This window comes from Streptomyces sp. NPDC046859, assembly GCF_040645135.1.
Taxonomy (GTDB): Bacteria; Actinomycetota; Actinomycetes; order Streptomycetales; family Streptomycetaceae; genus Streptomyces.
This window is the reverse complement of record NZ_JBEYXR010000049.1, coordinates 1-18,412: the sequence shown is the minus strand read 5'-3', so window position 1 is coordinate 18,412 and position 18,412 is coordinate 1. Positions and strand designations below refer to the sequence as shown.

Annotated in this window: 15 protein-coding genes and 2 pseudogenes; 11 read left to right on the top strand and 6 right to left on the bottom strand. The window is 72.7% G+C overall.

Translation table 11 applies throughout. The features are described 5' to 3' along the window. From ABZ899_RS36165 to glgB, 3 genes are all read left to right on the top strand, one after another. Positions 1-555 (top strand): alpha-glucosidase C-terminal domain-containing protein (locus ABZ899_RS36165; protein WP_361355082.1); only part of this gene is annotated, 555 nt, incomplete at its 5' end. A 41-nt stretch (positions 556-596) separates the two neighbouring features. Further along, entirely contained in the window at positions 597-1,958 is a 1,362-nt protein-coding gene (locus ABZ899_RS36160; RefSeq protein WP_361355079.1) for a maltokinase, read from the top strand. Positions 1,959-1,961: 3 nt separating this feature from the next. Continuing rightward, a complete protein-coding gene (glgB, locus tag ABZ899_RS36155) occupies positions 1,962-4,175 on the top strand; it encodes a 1,4-alpha-glucan branching enzyme (RefSeq protein WP_361355076.1) in 2,214 nt (737 codons plus the stop codon). A gap of 16 nt (positions 4,176-4,191) precedes the next feature. Here glgB and ABZ899_RS36150 read toward each other — a convergent pair whose 3' ends face one another. Next, positions 4,192-4,461, bottom strand: coding sequence for a DUF6480 family protein (locus ABZ899_RS36150; protein WP_361355073.1), 270 nt, complete (start codon positions 4,459-4,461; stop codon positions 4,192-4,194). A 151-nt stretch (positions 4,462-4,612) separates the two neighbouring features. Between ABZ899_RS36150 and ABZ899_RS36145 the strand changes: the two genes are divergently transcribed. The 5 genes from ABZ899_RS36145 to ABZ899_RS36125 all read left to right on the top strand — a co-directional run bounded on the left by ABZ899_RS36145 (position 4,613) and on the right by ABZ899_RS36125 (position 11,485). Further along, positions 4,613-6,520, top strand: coding sequence for an AMP-dependent synthetase/ligase (locus tag ABZ899_RS36145; protein ID WP_361355070.1), 1,908 nt, complete (start codon positions 4,613-4,615; stop codon positions 6,518-6,520). Between the two features lie 246 nt (positions 6,521-6,766). Then, entirely contained in the window at positions 6,767-8,155 is a 1,389-nt protein-coding gene (locus ABZ899_RS36140) for an NAD(P)/FAD-dependent oxidoreductase (protein ID WP_361355067.1), read from the top strand. Between the two features lie 84 nt (positions 8,156-8,239). Next, on the top strand, positions 8,240-10,474 hold the full coding sequence (locus ABZ899_RS36135) for an FUSC family protein (protein ID WP_361355064.1): 2,235 nt from the start codon (positions 8,240-8,242) through the stop codon (positions 10,472-10,474). Positions 10,475-10,507: 33 nt separating this feature from the next. Further along, positions 10,508-10,729 (top strand): hypothetical protein, encoded by a 222-nt coding sequence (locus ABZ899_RS36130; protein WP_361355062.1) that lies wholly within the window; start codon positions 10,508-10,510, stop codon positions 10,727-10,729. Between the two features lie 300 nt (positions 10,730-11,029). Continuing rightward, positions 11,030-11,485 carry a cyclic nucleotide-binding domain-containing protein gene (locus ABZ899_RS36125; RefSeq protein ID WP_361355059.1) on the top strand — a complete coding sequence of 152 codons (456 nt, stop codon included), beginning with the start codon at positions 11,030-11,032 and terminating at the stop codon, positions 11,483-11,485. A gap of 3 nt (positions 11,486-11,488) precedes the next feature. Here ABZ899_RS36125 and ABZ899_RS36120 read toward each other — a convergent pair whose 3' ends face one another. Then, positions 11,489-12,808 (bottom strand): MFS transporter, encoded by a 1,320-nt coding sequence (locus ABZ899_RS36120; RefSeq protein WP_361355056.1) that lies wholly within the window; start codon positions 12,806-12,808, stop codon positions 11,489-11,491. A 54-nt stretch (positions 12,809-12,862) separates the two neighbouring features. Continuing rightward, on the bottom strand, positions 12,863-13,477 hold the full coding sequence (locus ABZ899_RS36115; protein ID WP_361355053.1) for a LysE/ArgO family amino acid transporter: 615 nt from the start codon (positions 13,475-13,477) through the stop codon (positions 12,863-12,865). A gap of 66 nt (positions 13,478-13,543) precedes the next feature. Between ABZ899_RS36115 and ABZ899_RS36110 the strand changes: the two genes are divergently transcribed. Next, positions 13,544-14,452, top strand: a complete 909-nt coding sequence (locus ABZ899_RS36110; protein ID WP_361355050.1) for a LysR family transcriptional regulator ArgP — start codon at positions 13,544-13,546, stop codon at positions 14,450-14,452. A gap of 13 nt (positions 14,453-14,465) precedes the next feature. On the opposite strand, the gene ABZ899_RS36105 is transcribed toward ABZ899_RS36110, so the two are convergent. Next, entirely contained in the window at positions 14,466-15,173 is a 708-nt protein-coding gene (locus tag ABZ899_RS36105) for a TetR/AcrR family transcriptional regulator (protein WP_361355048.1), read from the bottom strand. 108 nt (positions 15,174-15,281) lie between these two features. Here ABZ899_RS36105 and ABZ899_RS36100 point away from each other — a divergent pair, with 108 nt between their 5' ends. Continuing rightward, positions 15,282-16,499 (top strand): saccharopine dehydrogenase C-terminal domain-containing protein, encoded by a 1,218-nt coding sequence (locus ABZ899_RS36100; protein WP_361355045.1) that lies wholly within the window; start codon positions 15,282-15,284, stop codon positions 16,497-16,499. A 104-nt stretch (positions 16,500-16,603) separates the two neighbouring features. After that, a complete protein-coding gene (locus ABZ899_RS36095; RefSeq protein ID WP_361355042.1) occupies positions 16,604-16,837 on the top strand; it encodes a WhiB family transcriptional regulator in 234 nt (77 codons plus the stop codon). 26 nt (positions 16,838-16,863) lie between these two features. On the opposite strand, the pseudogene ABZ899_RS36090 reads toward ABZ899_RS36095, so the two are convergent. Further along, positions 16,864-18,177, bottom strand: a pseudogene (locus ABZ899_RS36090) (HAMP domain-containing sensor histidine kinase); the annotation flags it as partial. A 64-nt stretch (positions 18,178-18,241) separates the two neighbouring features. Then, a pseudogene (locus ABZ899_RS36085) lies at positions 18,242-18,412 on the bottom strand (RNA-guided endonuclease TnpB family protein); the annotation flags it as partial.

Here is an 18,412-nt window from a genome sequence, read left to right as displayed (position 1 = left end):
TCGCCGATCCTCTACTACGGCGACGAGATCGGCATGGGCGACAACATCTGGCTCGGCGACCGCGACGCCGTGCGCACACCGATGCAGTGGACGCCCGACCGCAACGCCGGCTTCTCCACATGCGACCCCGGACGGCTCTGCCTGCCGACGATCATGGACCCGGTCTACGGCTACCAGGTCACCAACGTCGAGGCGTCGATGTCCTCGCCGTCCTCGCTGCTGCACTGGACCCGGCGCATGATCGAGATCCGCAAGCAGAACCCCGCCTTCGGACTCGGCTCCTACACCGAACTCCAGTCGTCGAACCCGGCGGTGATCGCGTTCCTGCGCGAGTACGAGGACGACCTCGTGCTCTGCGTGCACAACTTCGCCCGCTTCTCGCAGCCCACCGAACTCGACCTGCGCGAGTTCAGCGGACGCATCCCCGTCGAGCTGTTCGGCGGCGTGCGCTTCCCCGCCATCGGCGAGCTGCCGTATCTGCTGACCCTCGGGGGCCACGGCTTCTACTGGTTCCGGCTCACCCGAGTCGCATCCCGCATCGGCAGACGATCTTGAGCCTGAGCTTCGAGCGACTGCCGGGGAAAGGACGCGTCACCATGCAGAAGACCGCAACCGCCCGACCGGGCCGTACGACCGACGCCGGCCCCATGGCGTCGCTCTCCGGCCTGCTGCGCGAATGGCTGCCGCGGCAGCGCTGGTTCGCCGGCAAGGACCGGCCCGTCACGGATCTCGTCCTGCTGTCCATGACCGAGCTCTTCCCGGGCTGTCTGCACCTGCTGGTGCACGCCGGCCACTCGGCCGTCCCCTCACCCGGCGGCGCCCCGCCGGCCGGTGACTGCTACCAGCTGCTGCTCGGCGTACGGGAGCACCCGTCGCCGCGGCTCGGCCGGGCGCTGATCGGCCAGGCTCAGGAAGGGCCGCTGTCCGGGATGACGGTCTTCGACGCGCTCCAGGACCCACGCTCGGCCCAACTGCTGCTGGAGCGGCTGCGGCATCCCGGAGAGGCCGGCCCACTGCGCTTCGAGGGCGATCCTTCCGTGCCGGTGCCGGCCGGTCTCGTGCCCCGGCTGCTGGACGCCGAGCAGTCCAACTCCTCGTTGGTGTACGGCGACGCCTTCATCCTGAAGCTGTTCCGGCGCATCCAGCCCGGGGTCAACCCCGATCTGGAGCTGTCCGGTGCGCTGGCCGGGCAGGGCTGCCGGCGGGTGCCGGCCCCGGTCGCCTGGTTCCGTACGACGAGCCCCTGGGAGGCCACGCTCGGGGTGCTCCAGCCGTTCCTGCGGGACGCCTCCGACGGCTGGACGCTGGCGCTGGCCGCGCTCGCCTCCGGTGACGACTTCACCGCCGAGGCGCGCCAGCTGGGCCGGGCGACGGCCGAGGTGCACCTGGCGCTGGCGTCGGCGTTCCCGTCCCGCGCGCACGGCGAGAACGGCCGGATGGCGGCCGCCATGACCGAACGCCTGGAGCTCGCCGCGCACTTCGTGCCCGCGCTCCAGCCCCATGTCCCCGGGCTGCGCATGGCCTTCGGCGCGCTCGCCGGCTGCGACCCGGGCCCGCCGGACCAGCGCATCCACGGTGACCTGCATCTGGGTCAGGTGCTGCGGGCGGGACGCGAGTGGTTCGTCATCGACTTCGAGGGCGAGCCGTCCCGCCCGCTCGCCGAACGGCGGGGCGTGCACTCCCCGGTGCGCGACATCGCCGGGATGCTGCGCTCCTTCGACTACGCCGCCCGGCAGCGCCGGCCGTGGCGCCCGGAGTGGGCGCGCCGCTGCCGCGAGGCCTACTGCGCGGGCTACGCCTCGCTCGCCGGGTGGGACCCGCGCAAGAAGCACGGACTGCTCCGTGCCTACGAGACCGACCGCGCCGTGTACGAGGTGCTGTACGAAGCCCGGCACCGACCCGACTGGTTGCCCGTACCTATGGCGGCGATCGAACGCCTCGCCGTGAGAGGAGCCTGACCGATGGCCCTGCACGAGACCTCGCGCCCCGAGTCGGCCGGAGCCGGTCGGAGCGTGACCGCTCCGGCCCTGGATCCCGGCGACCGCGACCGCCTGCTGGCGGGCACCCACCACGATCCGCACGCCCTGCTCGGGGCCCATCCCGTCCCCGGTGGGATCGCGGTGCGCGCGCTCCGCCCGTTCGCGCGGGCGGTGAGCGTCCTGGTGGACGGCGAGCGCACCGCGCTGGTCTCGGAGGGCGGCGGACTGTTCTCCACGCTGCTGCCGCTGCCCCGGATCCCCGCGTACACGCTGCTGGTGTCGTACCAGGAGGACGGCGGCGACGAGCACGAGGTGCACGACCCGTACCGCTTCCTGCCGGCCCTGGGCGAACTCGACCTCCACCTCATCCGGGAGGGCCGGCACGAGGAGCTGTGGAAGGCGCTCGGCGCCGAGCCCATGGAACACCAGGGCGTGCGCGGCACCCGCTTCACGGTCTGGGCGCCGAACGCGCGGGGCGTGCGGGTCGCCGGGGACTTCTGCCACTGGGACGGGACGGCGTTCCCGATGCGGTCCCTCGGCGCGTCCGGGGTGTGGGAGCTGTTCCTGCCGGGCATCGGCGAGGGCACCCGGTACAAGTTCGAGATCACCTCCCGGTACGGGCACCGCTTCCTCAAGGCCGACCCGATGGCGCGGTGCGCGGAGGTGCCGCCGGACACGGCGTCCGTCGTGCACGCCTCGCGGTACGAGTGGGGCGACGCCGGGTGGATGGCGCACCGCGGCGACGTCCCGGTGCACGAGGCCCCGCTGTCCGTGTACGAGGTGCACCTGCCGTCCTGGCGACCGGGGCTCACATACCGGCAGCTCGCCGAGCAGCTGCCCGCCTACGTCAAGGACCTCGGGTTCACGCACGTCGAGTTCATGCCGGTGGCGCAGCACCCGTTCGCCGGGTCCTGGGGCTACCAGGTCACCGGGTTCTACGCGCCCATGTCCCGGCTCGGCGGTCCCGACGACTTCAAGTACCTGGTCGACTCGCTGCACCGGGCCGGCATCGGCGTGATCATGGACTGGGTCCCCGCGCACTTCCCCAAGGACGACTGGGCGCTGGCCCGGTTCGACGGGGACCCGCTGTACGAGCCCGGGGACGCCAGGCGGGCCGAGCACCCCGACTGGGGCACCCTCGAGTTCGACTTCGGGCGTACCGAGGTGCGCAACTTCCTCGTCGCGAACGCCACGTACTGGTGCGAGGAGTTCCACATCGACGGGCTGCGGGTCGACGCGGTCGCCTCGATGCTCTACCTGGACTACTCACGCGAGTCCGGGCAGTGGGCGCCGAACGCCTTGGGCGGGCGGGAGGACCTGGCCGCGAAGGCGTTCCTGCAGGAGATGAACGCGACCGTGTACCGGCGCAATCCGGGAGTCGTCACGATCGCCGAGGAGTCGACGGCCTGGGAGGGCGTGACCCGGCCGACGGACAGCGGCGGGCTGGGCTTCGGCCTGAAGTGGAACATGGGCTGGATGCACGACTCGCTGGAGTACATCGCCAAGGAGCCCGTGCACCGCAAGTACCACCACAACGAGATGACCTTCTCGATGGTGTACGCCTACAGCGAGAACTACGTCCTGCCGATCTCCCACGACGAGGTCGTGCACGGCAAGCAGGCGCTGGTGTCGAAGATGCCGGGCGACTGGTGGCAGCGCCGGGCGAACCACCGCGCCTACCTGGGCTTCATGTGGGCGCACCCCGGCAAGCAGCTGCTCTTCATGGGGCAGGAGTTCGCGCAGGGCGCGGAGTGGTCGGAGGCGCACGGCCCGGAGTGGTGGCTGCTCGATCCCGGGTACGCCTCGGCCGGCGACCACCGGGGGATGCGCGATCTGGTCCGCGATCTCAACACCGCGTACCAGGCGACCCCGGCGCTGTGGCAGCGCGACACCGACCCCGGTGGCTTCCAGTGGTCGCTGGGGGACGCCGCCGACGACAACGTCTTCGCGTTCCTGCGCTACGACGCCGAGGGTGTTCCGCTGCTCTGCGTCTCCAACTTCTCTCCGGTGGTCCGGCACGACTACGGTCTGTGGGTCCCGGACCACGTCACGGCGTGGCAGGAGACCCTGAACACCGACGCCGCTCGGTACGGCGGCAGCGATGTCACCAGCCCCGGCCCGCTGAAGCCGGAGGACGGGCGGCTGCGGCTGACGCTGCCTCCCCTGGCCACGGTGTGGTTCACGCCGGGTCTGTGACGGGTCCCGGTCCGGGTCAGAAGATCAGGATCAGGGCGTAGACGAGGAAGAACGCGGCAACCAGGACCGTGATGCCGAGGATCAGGGCCAGCGGGGCCTTCGCCCAGCCGGTGGGTGGGTTGTGGGTCTCGCGGGGGCCCGCGCCGGACATGCTGCTCTCCGCGGGCGGGGTCTCGCCGGGCGGCACGGAACCGCCCGGTTCGAGGCCCGTGGTGCGCTCGGGCTCCGGGTCGGGGTTCGGGCGCCGGCTCGGTTCTGAGTTGGGTTGGGGGGTCGCGTGTGTCATGCGCTCCGGGTTCCCCCTCACGGCCGAGATCACCGAACGACGTCAATTGTCAGATCAGGGCACCGCACGCTCCCTGCTGGGCTAGATTCGGGCGACGCCGATAACAGAAATCATCGGTGGTGTCACACCCGGTACATATCAGGAGCAGCGCATGCGCGATCTCGGCCTCGCTCCCCCGCCCGTGCGGCCTCTGACAGGAGGGCTCGCCGACAGCCTCTTCGAAACGGCCGCCGCCGACCCCACGCTCACGTTGCTCGCGCGCCGCCCCCACCCCTCCGCCGCCACCTGGGAGGAGGTGACCGCCGTGGAGGTCCGCGACGAGGTCACCGCCCTCGCCAAGGGCCTGATCGCGTCCGGCATATCCCCCGGCCACCGCGTGGCCGTGATGGCGCGCACCCGCTACGAGTGGACGGTGTTCAGCTACGCGCTTTGGGCGGTGGGCGCCGAGGTGGTGCCGATCTACCCGACGTCGTCGCGCGACCAGGTCGAGTGGATCCTGCGGGACGCCGAGTGCGTGGCCGTGGTGGTCGAGGACGAGCAGGCGATCATGACGGTCGGGTCGGTCTGCGGGACGCTGCCCAGGCTGCGGCACGTGTGGCAGCTGGACGCCGGCGGGCTCCAGCAACTCGTCGCGGCGGGCGAGTTCGTGCCGTTCGCGACCGTCGAGTCGCTGCGCCGCATCGTGCTGCCGGACTCCACCGCGGCGATCATGTACACCTCCGGGACGACGGGCCGCCCGCTGGGCTGCGCGCTCAGCCACCGGGGTCTGGCGAGCACCTGCGACACACTCCTGGCGGGCTGGGGCCACACGGTCGTCCCGCCCGGCGAGCGGCGCGGTTCGGTCCTCGCCTTCCTGCCGTTCTCCCATGTGTACGGGCTGCTGGTGCAGGGCCTGTGCGTCCGCGGCGGGATGCTGATGGGGCACGAGCCGGATCTCAGCGGGGACGCGCTCGCCTCGGCGCTGCGGACGTTCCGGCCCACGTACTTCACGGCCGTCCCGTCGATCTTCGAGAAGATCTACAAGAACTTCCTGCGCACGGCGCAGCAGTCCGGCCGCGGCGCTCTGTTCGAGCGCGCCGCGGACACCGCGCGGGACTTCGCCGCGGCGCTGGAGCGCCAGCGCCTGGGCGGCGGCCCCGGCCCCGGCTTCGACCTGCGGCTGCAGCACGCCCTGTACGAGCGCACGGTGTACCGCAAGCTGCGGGAGGCGCTGGGCGGCCGGGTGTGCCGGGCGACCTCCGGGGGTTCCCCCCTCAACCGTGAACTGTCGCTGTTCTACGAGGGCATCGGCATCTACGTGAACGACGGCTACGGCCTGACCGAGACCTGCGGCGGGGTGACCGCGCAGCCGCTGGGCCGGGAGATGTCGGGCACGGTGGGCCAGGCCCTGCCGGGCGTGGACATCAGGGTGGCCGACGACGGGGAGATCCTGGTGCGCGGGCCGTCCGTGTTCCAGGGCTACGTCAACAACGAGGCGGCGACGCGGGAGGCGCTGCGCGGCGGCTGGCTGGCGACCGGTGACCTCGGACGGCTGGACTCCGACGGCTATCTGACGATCACGGGCCGCAAGAAGGACGTCATCATCACGAGCAGCGGCAAGAGCGTCTCGCCGGCCATCCTGGAGCAGCGGCTGCGGCAGCATCCCCTGGTCCACCAGGCCGTGGTGGTGGGCGACAACCGGCCCTGCGTCGGGGCGCTGATCACCCTGGACCCGGAGTTCCTGGCGTTCTGGCGGGACTCCCTGGCGGCCCGCAGCGACGCCCGGGCCCGCGAGGCCCGGGAGGAGAACGCGCTGCGGGAGGAGATCGGCAGGGCGGTGGCCGCCGCCAACAGCGCGGTGTCGCGTCCGGAGTCGATCCGGGTGTTCCGGGTGCTGCCGGAGCCGTTCGACGTGGCCAACGGTCTGCTGACACCGTCGATGAAGCTGCGCCGGGACGCGATCGTGCGGCACTACGAGGCGCAGATCAACGCCATGTACCAGGCGCGCTCGCGGATGCCCCGGGAGCATCTGCCGGACGAGGTGGCGCACTGGGACGACGGCGACAGCGTGTTCGGCTGAGCGCCGGGAGGACCGCTGGGAGAGGGCGAGGCCGGGACCGTCGGGGAGGTGCCGCATACCGGTCTTTGCCCGCCGAACCGGTGTACGGGTGCCCGAGCCGGGGCACAGGTGGCGGCGACGTGTTCATCTGCCGGCCGCTCCCGGCTGGCGGAACGCCCCGAGGCGCGATGGGATCGAGGCGTGCGACGCGGCGATTCAGGGGCAGGCGAACGACATCGAGGCAGACCGCCTGGAGCCGCAGAAGGGATGATCAGCGTGACACGACCCAGGATCCTCGTGGTGGGCGCAGGCTTCGCGGGAGTCGGATGCGTACGCCGGCTCGAACGCAGGCTCTCTCCCGACGAGGCCGAGATCACCCTGGTGACCCCGTACTCTTTCCAGCTCTATCTGCCGTTGCTGCCCCAGGTGGCCTCCGGTGTGCTGACCCCGCAGTCCATCGCCCTGTCGCTGCGCCGCAGCCGCAGGTACCGCACCCGGATCATCCCCGGCGGCGCCATCGGGGTGGACCTCGCGTCCAAGACGTGCGTCGTGCGCACCATCACCGACCGCATCGTCAACGAGCCGTACGACTACATCGTGCTGGCGCCCGGCAGTGTCACGCGCACCTTCGACATCCCGGGGCTCGCCGATCACGCGTTCGGCATGAAGACGCTGGCGGAGGCCGCCTATCTGCGCGACCACGTCATCTCCCAGCTCGACCTCGCCGACGCCTGCCAGGACCCCGCGGAGCGGGCGGCCCGGCTCCAGTTCGTCGTGGTCGGCGGCGGGTACGCCGGCACCGAGACGGCGGCGTGCCTGCAGATGCTGACCCACAACGCGGTCAAGCGCTATCCGCGGCTCGACCCGCGGCTGATCAAGTGGCATCTGATCGACATCGCGCCGAAGCTGATGCCCGAACTCGGCGACAAGCTGGGCCGGGACGCGCAGGAGATCCTGCGCAAGCGCGGCATCGAGATCTCCCTCGGCGTGTCCATCGCGAAGGCCGGAGCGGAGGAGGTCACCTTCACCGACGGCCGGGTGGTGCCCACGCACACGCTGATCTGGACCGCCGGTGTCGTCGCCAGCCCGCTGATCGCCACGCTCGGCGCGGAGACCGTCCGCGGCCGGCTCGCGGTGACGTCCGAGATGCGGCTGCCCGGGCACGACGGCGTCTTCGCGCTCGGCGACGCCGCCGCGGTGCCGGACGTGGCCAAGGACCAGGAGGGCGCGGTGTGCCCGCCCACCGCCCAGCACGCCATGCGTCAGGGCAAGGTCGCCGCCGACAACGTCATCGCCGCGATGCGCGGCCGGCCGCTGCGGCCGTACGAGCACAAGGACCTCGGCCTGGTCGTCGACCTCGGCGGTTTCGACGGCGTGGCCAAGCCGCTCGGGGTGGAGCTGAAGGGGCTGCCCGCGGTGGTGGTGGCGCGCGGCTACCACTGGTCGGCCCTGCGCACCAACGTCGCCAAGGCCCGCGTCATGACGAACTGGGTGCTGAACGCCATCGCGGGCGACGACTTCGTGCGCACCGGGTTCCAGGCGCGCAGGCCCGCCAAGCTGAAGGACTTCGAGTTCACCCACGCCTATCTGACGCCGGAACAGCTCAAGAAGCAGATCGCCGCGCAGGACGGGGGCGGAAGCACCGGCACGTGCTAGGACGTGTCCGCGAAGTCCCGCCTGCCGTCCGGCATGATCGGGGAGGCACCCCCCGGGCGGGGGCGGGGAAGTGAACGGGGCGGTGTGAGGGCGGCGGAGGAGACGGTCCGGGCGCGGCTGAGGGACCGTGTCGCGGCCTCGGACCCCGGCCTGCTGAGGCTGGCGGCGGCCGTGCGGACGGTGGGGTCGATCGCCCTGACGGTCGCCGTGCTCGCCGTCCTCGGCACCGATCTGCCGCACCTGGTGACGGGGGCGCTGGTGGCGATGGTCTCCACCTTCGCCATCCGTGAGAAGCAGCGCTCCCGGCAGGCGGTCACCCTGGCCCTCGGTCTGCCGGTGGCGCTGGCCTCGATGACACTGGCGTCGCTGCTGCACCACCGGGTGGTGGCAGGCGACCTCGTCTTCGTGGCGTTGATCTTCTGCGCCGTCTACGGGCGGAGGTTCGGCGACCGGGGCACCGGGCTGGGCCTGATCGGCTTCCAGACGTACTTCGTGGCCCTCTTCGTCGGGGCCACCCCGGAGGGGCTGCCCGAGATGTACGCGGCGGCCGCCGTCGCCTTCGGGTGCAGTGCGCTGATGCGGTTCGCGCTGGTGCCGGAGACGCCGGTCGGCGTGCTGGAACGGCTGCGCAGCGCCTTCAGGGCCCGGTTGGCCCAGCTGCTGTCGGCGCAGCTCGACCTGCTCGACGCCGGCCCCGACGAGGCGGACCGGGCGCTGCGGCGGGTCCGGGAGGGCACCGCGCGGCTGCACGAGACGGCGCTGCTGATCCAGGGGCGGCTGGCGGACGGGACCGCCGACGAGGCGGTGGCCCGGCTCGTGCAGCGGCGCATCGCGGACGCCGAGATCGCCGCCGAGCGGCTGGGTCTGGCGCTGCTGCGGGCGCGCGGCGCCGAGCGGGTGGACACGCTGGCCCTGCACCTGCCGGGGGCGCCGGTGCCGTCGGGCGGCCGGCAGCCGGTGCGGGAGGAGGCGACGACGGCGCTGCGCCGCGACCTGGAGGCGCTGCGGGTGCTGGTGCTGCGCCCGGTGGAGGCGGCCGGCGGGACCGGCGTGGCCCAGCTGCGCAACCGGCTCCTCGGCTACCGCGACGAGGAGAACGTGCCCGTCGCGTCCCCGGCCGTGCAGGACGCCTTCCGGGCCGTCGGCGAGACCACCCGGGCGGTCCTCGGTCTGCGGATCGCGCTGGGCGGGGCCCGGGACGAGTCGGACGACTCCCCGGCGACGGCGCGGTCCCGTGAGGAGCTGGACGCGGAGGACGCCGTCCTCGACGCGGAGGAAGAGGAGGAGGCCACGGGGCTGGAGCGGCGCACCACGCGGGCCGCCGTGCAGGTGGCGGTGGGGTCGCTGCTGGCCATCGTCGGCGGCGAGCTGCTGTCGCGGGACCGCTGGTACTGGGCGGTGCTGACGTGCTGGATCGTGTTCCTCAACACCGCCTCCACGGGCGAGATCCTGGTCAAGGGCTCGCGCCGGCTGGTCGGCACGGTGCTGGGAGTGCTGGCGGGCATCGTGCTGGCGGGGGCGGTCGGGCACCACACCGGTACGGCCTTCGCGCTGGTGCTGCTGTTCGTGTTCGCGATGTTCTACTCGGCGCCGCTGTCGTACACGCTGTCGTCGTTCTTCGTGACGGCGGCGCTGGGGCTGCTGTACACCCTGCTGCACACCTACAGCCTGTCGGTGCTCGTGCTGCGGATCGGGGAGACGGCGCTCGGCGCGGCCTGCGGGTTGATCGCGGCGGCGGTCGTGCTGCCGGTGCGGACCGACCGGCGGACCGACGAGCTGCTCGCCACGGTGCTGCGGCGGCTCGAGGAGGTCACGAACAGCGCCGTGGACCAGCTCAGCGGCGGGCCGCCCGGGGATCTGATGGACCAGGCCCGCGACCTGGACCAGGCGCTGGCCGATCTGCGGTCCGCCGTCCAGCCGCTGACGCACCCGGCGACGCCGCTGCGGGCCCGCAGGGAGACCGCCCGCTATGTCGTCGCGCTGCTGGAGACGTGCGCGTACCACGCGCGCACCCTGGCCGCGACGGCCGAGCTGCTGCTCACCCGTCCCTCGATCACGGCCGATCCCCGGCTGCGCGGCGCGACGGGCCGGATCGGGCGCAACCTGGAGGCGATCGCCGCGCACGTCACCGACGAGCACGCCGGTGACACGATCGAGACCGGCCCGAGCATCGCCTCCCTGCTGGGGCCGAGCACGCCGGGCGCGCCGGGGCAGGGCCGGGTCACCGAGCACGTGCTGCGGCCCCTGCAGCGCTTGGACGAGGCCGTCACCGGGCTGGCCCGTCCCCTGGACGTGCCTGTGAAGGCGTCGGAGGGATGAGCGCATCGGGCCCGGGCTGGGTAGGCGATGTGCATGACCGATGTCGTGGACTCAGACGAACTGTTGCGGCGGATGCAGCGCGCGCGGGCTTGGGCCCGGGAGGAGGAGCGGACGTGGCGGGGTCGGAGCGAGCAGTTGCGCGCCACCGATCCCGAGGGGTCGCGGGACGCCGCCGTGCGGACCCTGACGTACGAGACGGTCCTCACCGTGCTGGACGAGATCCTGACCCCCGGAAAACACGCCGATCACCCGTGAAACATGGAGTGGAGTGAAACAGGTCACGTACCCCTGTCTCGATTACCGAGACGCCGACCGAGTGGTTTAAGGTTCATCCATAGTGGTCACGGGGTCGACCGTATCCGTCCCCCCTGAACCACCACCAACGGCCCTGGCTGGCCTCCCCCGTCCAGCCAGGGCTTTTTCATGCCCGGCGACCCGGCCGCACGGGCCACCGGCCGAAGCCGCCCGCCGCCGAGGTGCCCCCGGCCGCCGCAGCCGCTCCAATGGACGCAGGGAGACACCGGAATGCCTGTCGTCGGTGAGGAGCCCCGTGCCATGACCAAAGCGATCAAACTGCTGACCGCCCTTCCGCCGCCCCAGCGTCAGCGCCTGATGGCGCTCGCCCGGCAGACCTCCTTCCCGGAGGACACCCGCATCTTCGAGTCCGGTGGTACGGCCGACCGCTTCTGGGTCATCCGCTCGGGCGCCGTCACCCTGGACCAGCAGGTGACACCGACGCAGCGGATCACCGTCGCGAGTCTCGGCGCGGGCGACCTGCTCGGCTGGTCGTGGCTGTTCCCGCCGTACCGGTGGGACTTCGGCGCGGAGGCCTTCAGCCCGGTGCGGGCGTACGAGTTCGAGGCGGACGCGGTGCTGCGGCTGTGCGACGAGGACACCGCGCTCGGGCTGACCCTGGTGCGGTACGTGGCCGAGATCCTCGCGCACCGTCTGGAGATGACCCGCGGGCAGCTCATGGAGCGGCACGCGCAGGCGCGGCGCAGCGTGTACTGAGCGTCAGACGCGATAGCGGCGCAGGGCCGGCACCGCCGCGGCCAGGCCCAGCATGAGGACGACGACCAGCAGGCCGCCCCCCGCCGTCGCGGTGCGCGCGCCGAACGCCGAGCCGGCCGTGCCGTGCAGGACGTCGGCCAGGCGGGGGCCGCCCGCGACGACGACCGTGAACACGCCCTGCATCCGGCCGCGCATCTCGTCGCTCGCGGCGGACAGCAGGATGGCCCCGCGGAAGACCATGGACACCATGTCCGCCACCCCGGCCAGGGCCAGGAACACCACCGCGAGCCACAGGCTGGAGCTGAGCCCGAAGCCGGCGACGGCCAGCCCCCAGGCGACGACCGAGCCGATCACCATCCAGCCGTGCCGGCGGGCCCGCGAGAAGGTGCCGGAGAACAGCCCGCCGGCCACGGCGCCGATCGGGATGGCCGCGAACAGCAGGCCGAGCGCGAGCCCTTCACCATAGGAGCCGTACGTCTCGCTCGCCAGCTGCGGGAACAGCGCGCGGGGCATCCCGAAGACCATCGCGATGATGTCGGCGAGGAAGGACAGCAGCAGCACCTTGTGCAGCGAGATGTAGCGGAAGCCCTCCGCGATCTCGCGTACCCCGGCGCGGCGCCGGACGACGGCGGTCGGCGGCAGCGCGGGCAGCCGGTACACCGCCCACACCGTGACGCACAGGGCCAGGGCGTCGATCAGGTACAGCTCGGCCAGGCCGACCACCGGGATCAGCACCCCGGCCAGCAGGGGTCCGACGACCTGCCCGGTCTGCATGACGGTCGAGCCGAGGGCGTTGGCCGCGGCGAGCTCGTCCTCCGGCACCAGCCGGGCGATCGAGGCGTTGCGGGCCGGCGAGTTGAGCCCCCAGAAGGCTTGCTGGAGCGCGAGCAGGACCATCAGCACGGCGACCGACTCCAGCCCGGCGACAGCCTGGAGCCAGAACAGCACCGAGGTCACGGCTATCCCGCAGTTGGTGATCAGCAGCAGCCTGCGCCGGTCCATGCTGTCGGCGATCGCGCCGCCCCACAGCGCGAACACCGTGAGCGGCACCAGCCCGGCCAGGCTCGCGGCTCCCACCCAGGCCGAGGAGCCGGTGATGTCGTAGACCTGCTTGGGGACGGCGACCGCGGTGAGCTGGCTGCCGACCGCCGTGACGATGGTGGACGACCACAGCCGCCGGTAGGCGGGGCGGCGCAGCGGCCGGGTGTCCATGGCCCAGCGGCGCCAGCCGCGAGGGGTGGCGGGTACCGCGGGTGGCTCCTTCTCCTGCGGTGCGGTGCTGCTGTCGCTGGTGTCCACGGGCTTCCTGGATGCTCGGTACATCTTTTTGTCCGGGGATCACTATCGCAGCACCGGCCGGGCGTTGGGACCGGCGTCTCAGGTTCCGGCGATCAGGGAGGCGCCGAGGGCGATCATCGTGACGGCGATCACCCCGTCCAGCACCCGCCACGCCCCCGGCTTGGCGAGGTGACGGCTCAGCAGCCGCGCCCCGAAGCCGAGCGCGGCGAACCAGCACAGGCTGGCCACGGCGGCGCCGAGGCCGAACGTCCAGCGCAGCGGGCCCCGGTCGGCGGCGATGGTGCCGAGCAGGAACACGGTGTCGAGGTAGACGTGCGGGTTGAGCCAGGTCATGGCCAGGCAGGTCAGCACCGCCCGCCGCCGTGAGCCCGCCGCGTCGCCGTCGGTGACCAGGGCGCCGGCCGGCCGCAGCACCCTGCGGGCGGCCAGGACGCCGTAGCAGAGCAGGAACACCCCACCCACCCAGGCGACCGCCGTCAGCACCCCGGGCCACGCCACGACGACCGCGCCGACCCCCGCCACCCCGAGGGCGATCAGGAGCGCGTCGGACAGGGCGCAGATGCCGACGACGGCGAGGACGGCGTCGCGGCGGATGCCCTGGCGCAGGACGAAGGCGTTCTGCGCGCCGATGGCGACGATCAGGGAGAGGCCGGTGCCGAATCCGGCGACGGCAGTGGTCAAGGCGCTGGTCATGGGGTCGACGCTAGACAATCGATCTCCCGGCGTACAGCTAAGGATTCTTACGTATCCTTAGCCGACGTGAAGACCGAGCTGACCGAGCTGCCCCTGGACCAGGTGCGGACCCTGCTGGCGGTGGTGGACGAGGGGACGTTCGACGCGGCGGCCGCCGCCCTGCATGTGACGCCGTCGGCGGTGAGCCAGCGGGTCAAGGCGCTGGAGCAGCGCACCGGGCGGGTGCTGCTCGTACGGTCCAAACCGGTGCGGCCGACCGAGTCCGGCCAGGTCGTGGTGCGGTTCGCCCGCCAGCTGGCCCGGCTGGAACGCGACGCGCGCGCCGAGCTGGGCATGCGCGGGACCGCCGAGGCGACGCGGGTGTCCATCGCGGTCAACGCCGATTCGCTGGCCACCTGGTTCCTGCCCGCCCTCACCCGGGTGCGCCGGGAGCCGCCGCTCTGCTTCGAGCTGAGCCGGGAGGACGAGAGCCGGACGGCGACCCTGCTGCGGGAGGGCCTCGTGATGGCCGCGGTGACGTCCTCGGCCGAGCCCGTCGCGGGCTGTTCCGTGCGGACGCTGGGCCGGATGCGGTATCTGGCCGCCGCGAGCCCGGAGTTCGCCGCACGGTGTCTGACCGGGCCGCTCGCCGACGCCCTGGCGGGGGCCCCGGTGCTGACCTTCGACCGCAGTGACGACCTGCAGGACGCCTTCGTGCGCGGGCTGCGCGGCGGCGCCGGGCACGCCGGGCCTGCGCGGCACCGGATGCCGACCTCCGAGGGGTTCCTGGCCGCCGTGCTCGCCGGACTCGGCTGGGGCATGATCCCCGAGGTGCAGGCGGAGCCGCTCGTGGCGCAGGGGCGCCTGATCTCGCTGGCCCCCGAGCGGCCCGTCGACGTGCCGCTGTACTGGCAGCAGTGGAAGCTGCACTCCCCCGCGCTGGTCACGGTGACGGAGGCGGTGGTGGCCGCCGCCCACGAGGCGCTGCGCGCCTGAGGGGGCCGCGGCGTCAGGCGCGGCAGGCGGCGAGCTGGGCCTCCGCCGCGTCCAGCAGCATCTCCAGGGCCGTCGGATAGGCACTGGTGACCATGCGCCGGGCCAGCAGCGGCGCCGCCTCGGCGATCCGGGGATGCGTGGTGTGCGGCAGCCGGGCGTACGTCGAACGCCACTTCTCCTCGTCGGCGCGCAGCGACGCGCTCGGCAGCGTCAGCGAGGCCGCGTCCAGCGCGGCGAAGGCCAGCGTCTGGTCGATGAAGGCGTGGTAGAGGCGCACGGTGTGGGCAAGCGGGAAGCCGGCCGTGCGCAGGAGGTCCAGCACGGCCTCGTCGGCGGCGAGTTCGTTGGCCCGTCCCGTGACGCGGCTCGTGGTCAGCACGGCGGCGTGCGGGTGGGCGACGTAGGCGGCGTGGATACGGGTGCCGACGGTCCGCAGGTCGGCGCGCCACTCCCCCGTGGGCTCCCAGCCCTCCAGGGCGCGGCCGATCAGGGCGTCGCCGATGGCCAGGGTCAGGTCGTCCATGCCCCGGAAGTAGCGGTAGAGCGTGCTCGGGTCGGCGTCCAGGGCGAGGCCGAGCCGGCGGGCGGTGAGTCCGGCGCTGCCGTGTTCGGCGAGCATGCGCAGCGCCGTGTCGACTATGAGGCGCTCGGACAGCACGGTGCCGCTCTTGGTGGGACGACGCCTGCGCCGCTTCTCCTCCGGTACGACCGGCTTCGGCATCGCGTCCTCCATCCTTATGCCAACGGCATTGACCTTACGCGGCGGGGCGGCGTTGGATCCCACCCGGGGCCCCACCACTCGTCCACCTCCAGCCGAGGGAGTCTTGTCATGCGTGTACTGCTCGTGGGAGCCGGCGGGGTGGGTACCGCCATCACCCGGATCGCCGCCCGGCGTCCCTTCTTCGAGGCGATGGTCGTCGCCGACCACGACCTCGGGCGGGCCGAGGCCGCCGTCGCCGCGCTCGACGGGGACGCGCGCTTCCGCGCCGAGCGCGTCGACGCGAGCGACGAGCCGGCCGTGGCGGCCCTGCTGGCACGGCACGCCTGCGACGTGCTGCTCAACGCGACCGACCCGCGTTTCGTGATGCCGCTGTTCCAGGCCGCGCGCACCGCTGGGGCCACCTATGTCGACATGGCGATGTCCCTGTCGAAGCCCCACCCCGACCGCCCGTACGAGGAATGCGGGGTCAAGCTCGGGGACGCCCAGTTCGAGCAGGCCGGCGACTGGGAGAAGGCGGGCGCACTCGCCCTGGTCGGCATGGGCGTGGAGCCCGGCCTGTCGGACGTCTTCGCCCGGTACGCGGCCGACGAACTCTTCGACGAGATCGAGGAGATCGGGGTGCGCGACGGGGCGGACCTCACCGTCGACGGCTACGACTTCGCCCCCTCCTTCAGCATCTGGACCACCATCGAGGAGTGCCTCAACCCGCCGGTCGTCTACGAGAAGGACCGCGGCTGGTTCACCACCGCGCCGTTCAGCGAGCCCGAGGTGTTCGACTTCCCGGAGGGCATCGGCCCGGTCGAGTGCGTGAACGTGGAGCACGAGGAGGTGCTGCTCATGCCGCGCTGGGTGGACGCGCGCCGGGTCACCTTCAAGTACGGTCTCGGCCAGGAGTTCGTCGACACCCTCAGGACGCTGCACCTGCTGGGGCTGGACCGGACCGAGCCGGTGACCGTGCCGGGCGCCGACGGGCCGGTACGGGTCTCGCCGCGGGACGTCGTGGCCGCGTGCCTGCCGGACCCGGCGACACTGGGCGAGCGGATGCACGGCAAGACCTGCGCCGGCACCTGGGTGCGGGGCGTCAAGGACGGCGAGCCGCGCGAGGTGTACCTCTACCACGTGGTCGACAACCAGTGGTCGATGGCGGAGTACGGCTCCCAGGCCGTGGTCTGGCAGACGGCCCTCAACCCGGTCGTCGCCCTCGAACTCCTGGCCACCGGCGCCTGGTCGGGGGCGGGCGTCCTCGGACCGGAGGCGTTCCCGGCCCGGCCGTTCCTGGATCTGCTCACCGCCTACGGCTCCCCGTGGGGCATGCGCGAACAGTGACCTGATCCGGCGGGCCCCGCGGGGTTTCACCTCCGGGTCGACAGGCGACTCGACATCGAGTAATTCCTCCACCGAGGGCACGTCGACGATCGCAGGTGACTTTGATGGACGACTGGCGAGACCACGCCGCCTGCCGCCATGAGGACCCCGACCTCTTCTATCCGATCGGCACCTCCGGGCCGACCCTGATGCAGACCGAGGAGGCGAAGGCCGTGTGCCGGCGCTGCTCGGTGCGCGAGGAATGTCTGCGCTGGGCGCTGGACATGGACCAGTCCATCGGCATCTGGGGCGGCACCAGCGAGGCGGAACGGCGGGCCCTGCGGCAGCGCGCCGGATGACCCGGCGGGCCCGCCCGCCGGGTCTCTCACCCGGGCGCCTTCCCGGCCGGCAGCCGCAGCGTGAACACCGCGCCGGTGCCCGGCGCATCGGCCGCCTCGGCGCTTCCCCCGTGCGCGGCGGTCAGCTGCCGGACGATCGGCAGGCCGAGCCCGCTGCCCCCGGTGCGGCGGCTGCGGGACTTCTCCGCGCGCCAGAACCGCTCGAAGACGTGCGGCAGATCGTCTGGGGCGATCCCGCTCCCGGTGTCGGCGACCTCGAGGACGACCTCGTCGCCGTCGGGCCGGGCGGAGAGCGTGACCGTGCCGCCGGACGGGGTGTGCCGCAGCGCGTTGGACACCAGGTTGCCCAGCGCCTGCCGCATCCGGACGGGGTCGGCGTCCAGCCAGGGTGTGCCCTCCGCGGTGGTGCGCAGGGTGACGCCCGCGGCGTCGGCCGCGACCTGGTGGGCGGCGGCGACCTGGCCGAGGAGTTCGTCGGCGCGGACGGGCTCGCGGTGCAGGCGCAGGGTGCCCGCGTCGGCGGCGGCGAGGTCCTGCAGGTCGTCGATGACCCGCTGCAGGACCAGGGCCTCCTCGTGCAGCGCGGCCAGCAGGGCGGGGTCGGGGTCGACGACGCCGTCGCGGGTGACCTCCAGCCAGCCGCGGATGTTGGTGAGCGGGCTGCGCAGTTCGTGCGCGATGTCGCTGACCATGGCCTTGCGCTGGGCCTCCAACCGTTCGCGGCGCTCGGTGAGTTCGTTGAAGGCGGCGGCGAGGACGCCGGTCTCGTCGCGGGTGGTGACAGGCACCCGCACATGCCGTTCGGGCGGCTGCTGCGCCGCCGCGGTCAGCGCGCGCAGCGGCCTGACCAGCCGGGTGGCGACGACGGCGGACACCACCACGGTGACGGCGAGCACCAGACCGGCGGCGCCGGCCACCTTCGCCTTGTTGGCCGGTGACATGTCGAAGCGGACGGCGGTCGTGTCGCCGCCGCCCAGGAACAGCTGCGCCACGGGGGCGACATACGGGTCGAGTTGGGCCCGGCGGGCCTGCGCGGTGCAGTGCTGGGCGACGGCCGCCCCGTCGAGCTCGTCGTCCGGGGACGGCTTGCCCACGGAGGAGCGGGGGGCGAGGCCCAGTCCCGTGATGTCCACGCCGAGGGAGCGCGGCGCGTGCGTGGTGCCCTGCTTCTCGAGGCAGTCGGTGACGCGGGCGGAGAGGTCGTCCAGCGCCTTGTTCTCGGTCGGTGTGGGGGTGTTGAGCAGTCCGTCGGCGCACTCCTCGGGGACGGTGCCGCCCGCGACGGGCCCGTCGACGTCGGTGACCACCGGCCGGCCGCTCGGCGCGCGCACGACGGTGGTGTGTTGACTTGCACCTCGGGTTGAAGCCCGGGGATTCTGGCCTTCCTGACCGGTTGCTGTGCCGCTATGCGGCGCGGTTTGCGGTGGGGATTCCGTGGCTTCCTGTTTCTTCGCGCTGTGCCGGGATTGCTCCTGGTCTGACCGGCGCTCCGCAGGCTGATACCGCCAGTCCGGCGGCCTGTTTGATGTTGATCGCGGCGTTGGTGTCCCGGTCGTGGACGGTGCCGCAGGCGCT

Coding starts and splice junctions, on each gene's coding strand:
- ABZ899_RS36145 (WP_361355070.1), top strand. CDS start 4,613: ATGCGCGATCTCGGCCTCGCTCCCCCGCCCGTGCGGCCTCTGACAGGA.
- glgB (WP_361355076.1), top strand. CDS start 1,962: ATGGCCCTGCACGAGACCTCGCGCCCCGAGTCGGCCGGAGCCGGTCGG.
- ABZ899_RS36130 (WP_361355062.1), top strand. CDS start 10,508: ATGACCGATGTCGTGGACTCAGACGAACTGTTGCGGCGGATGCAGCGC.
- ABZ899_RS36125 (WP_361355059.1), top strand. CDS start 11,030: ATGACCAAAGCGATCAAACTGCTGACCGCCCTTCCGCCGCCCCAGCGT.
- ABZ899_RS36160 (WP_361355079.1), top strand. CDS start 597: ATGCAGAAGACCGCAACCGCCCGACCGGGCCGTACGACCGACGCCGGC.
- ABZ899_RS36115 (WP_361355053.1), bottom strand. CDS start 13,477: ATGACCAGCGCCTTGACCACTGCCGTCGCCGGATTCGGCACCGGCCTC.
- ABZ899_RS36095 (WP_361355042.1), top strand. CDS start 16,604: ATGGACGACTGGCGAGACCACGCCGCCTGCCGCCATGAGGACCCCGAC.
- ABZ899_RS36120 (WP_361355056.1), bottom strand. CDS start 12,808: ATGTACCGAGCATCCAGGAAGCCCGTGGACACCAGCGACAGCAGCACC.
- ABZ899_RS36105 (WP_361355048.1), bottom strand. CDS start 15,173: ATGCCGAAGCCGGTCGTACCGGAGGAGAAGCGGCGCAGGCGTCGTCCC.
- ABZ899_RS36150 (WP_361355073.1), bottom strand. CDS start 4,461: ATGACACACGCGACCCCCCAACCCAACTCAGAACCGAGCCGGCGCCCG.
- ABZ899_RS36100 (WP_361355045.1), top strand. CDS start 15,282: ATGCGTGTACTGCTCGTGGGAGCCGGCGGGGTGGGTACCGCCATCACC.
- ABZ899_RS36140 (WP_361355067.1), top strand. CDS start 6,767: ATGATCAGCGTGACACGACCCAGGATCCTCGTGGTGGGCGCAGGCTTC.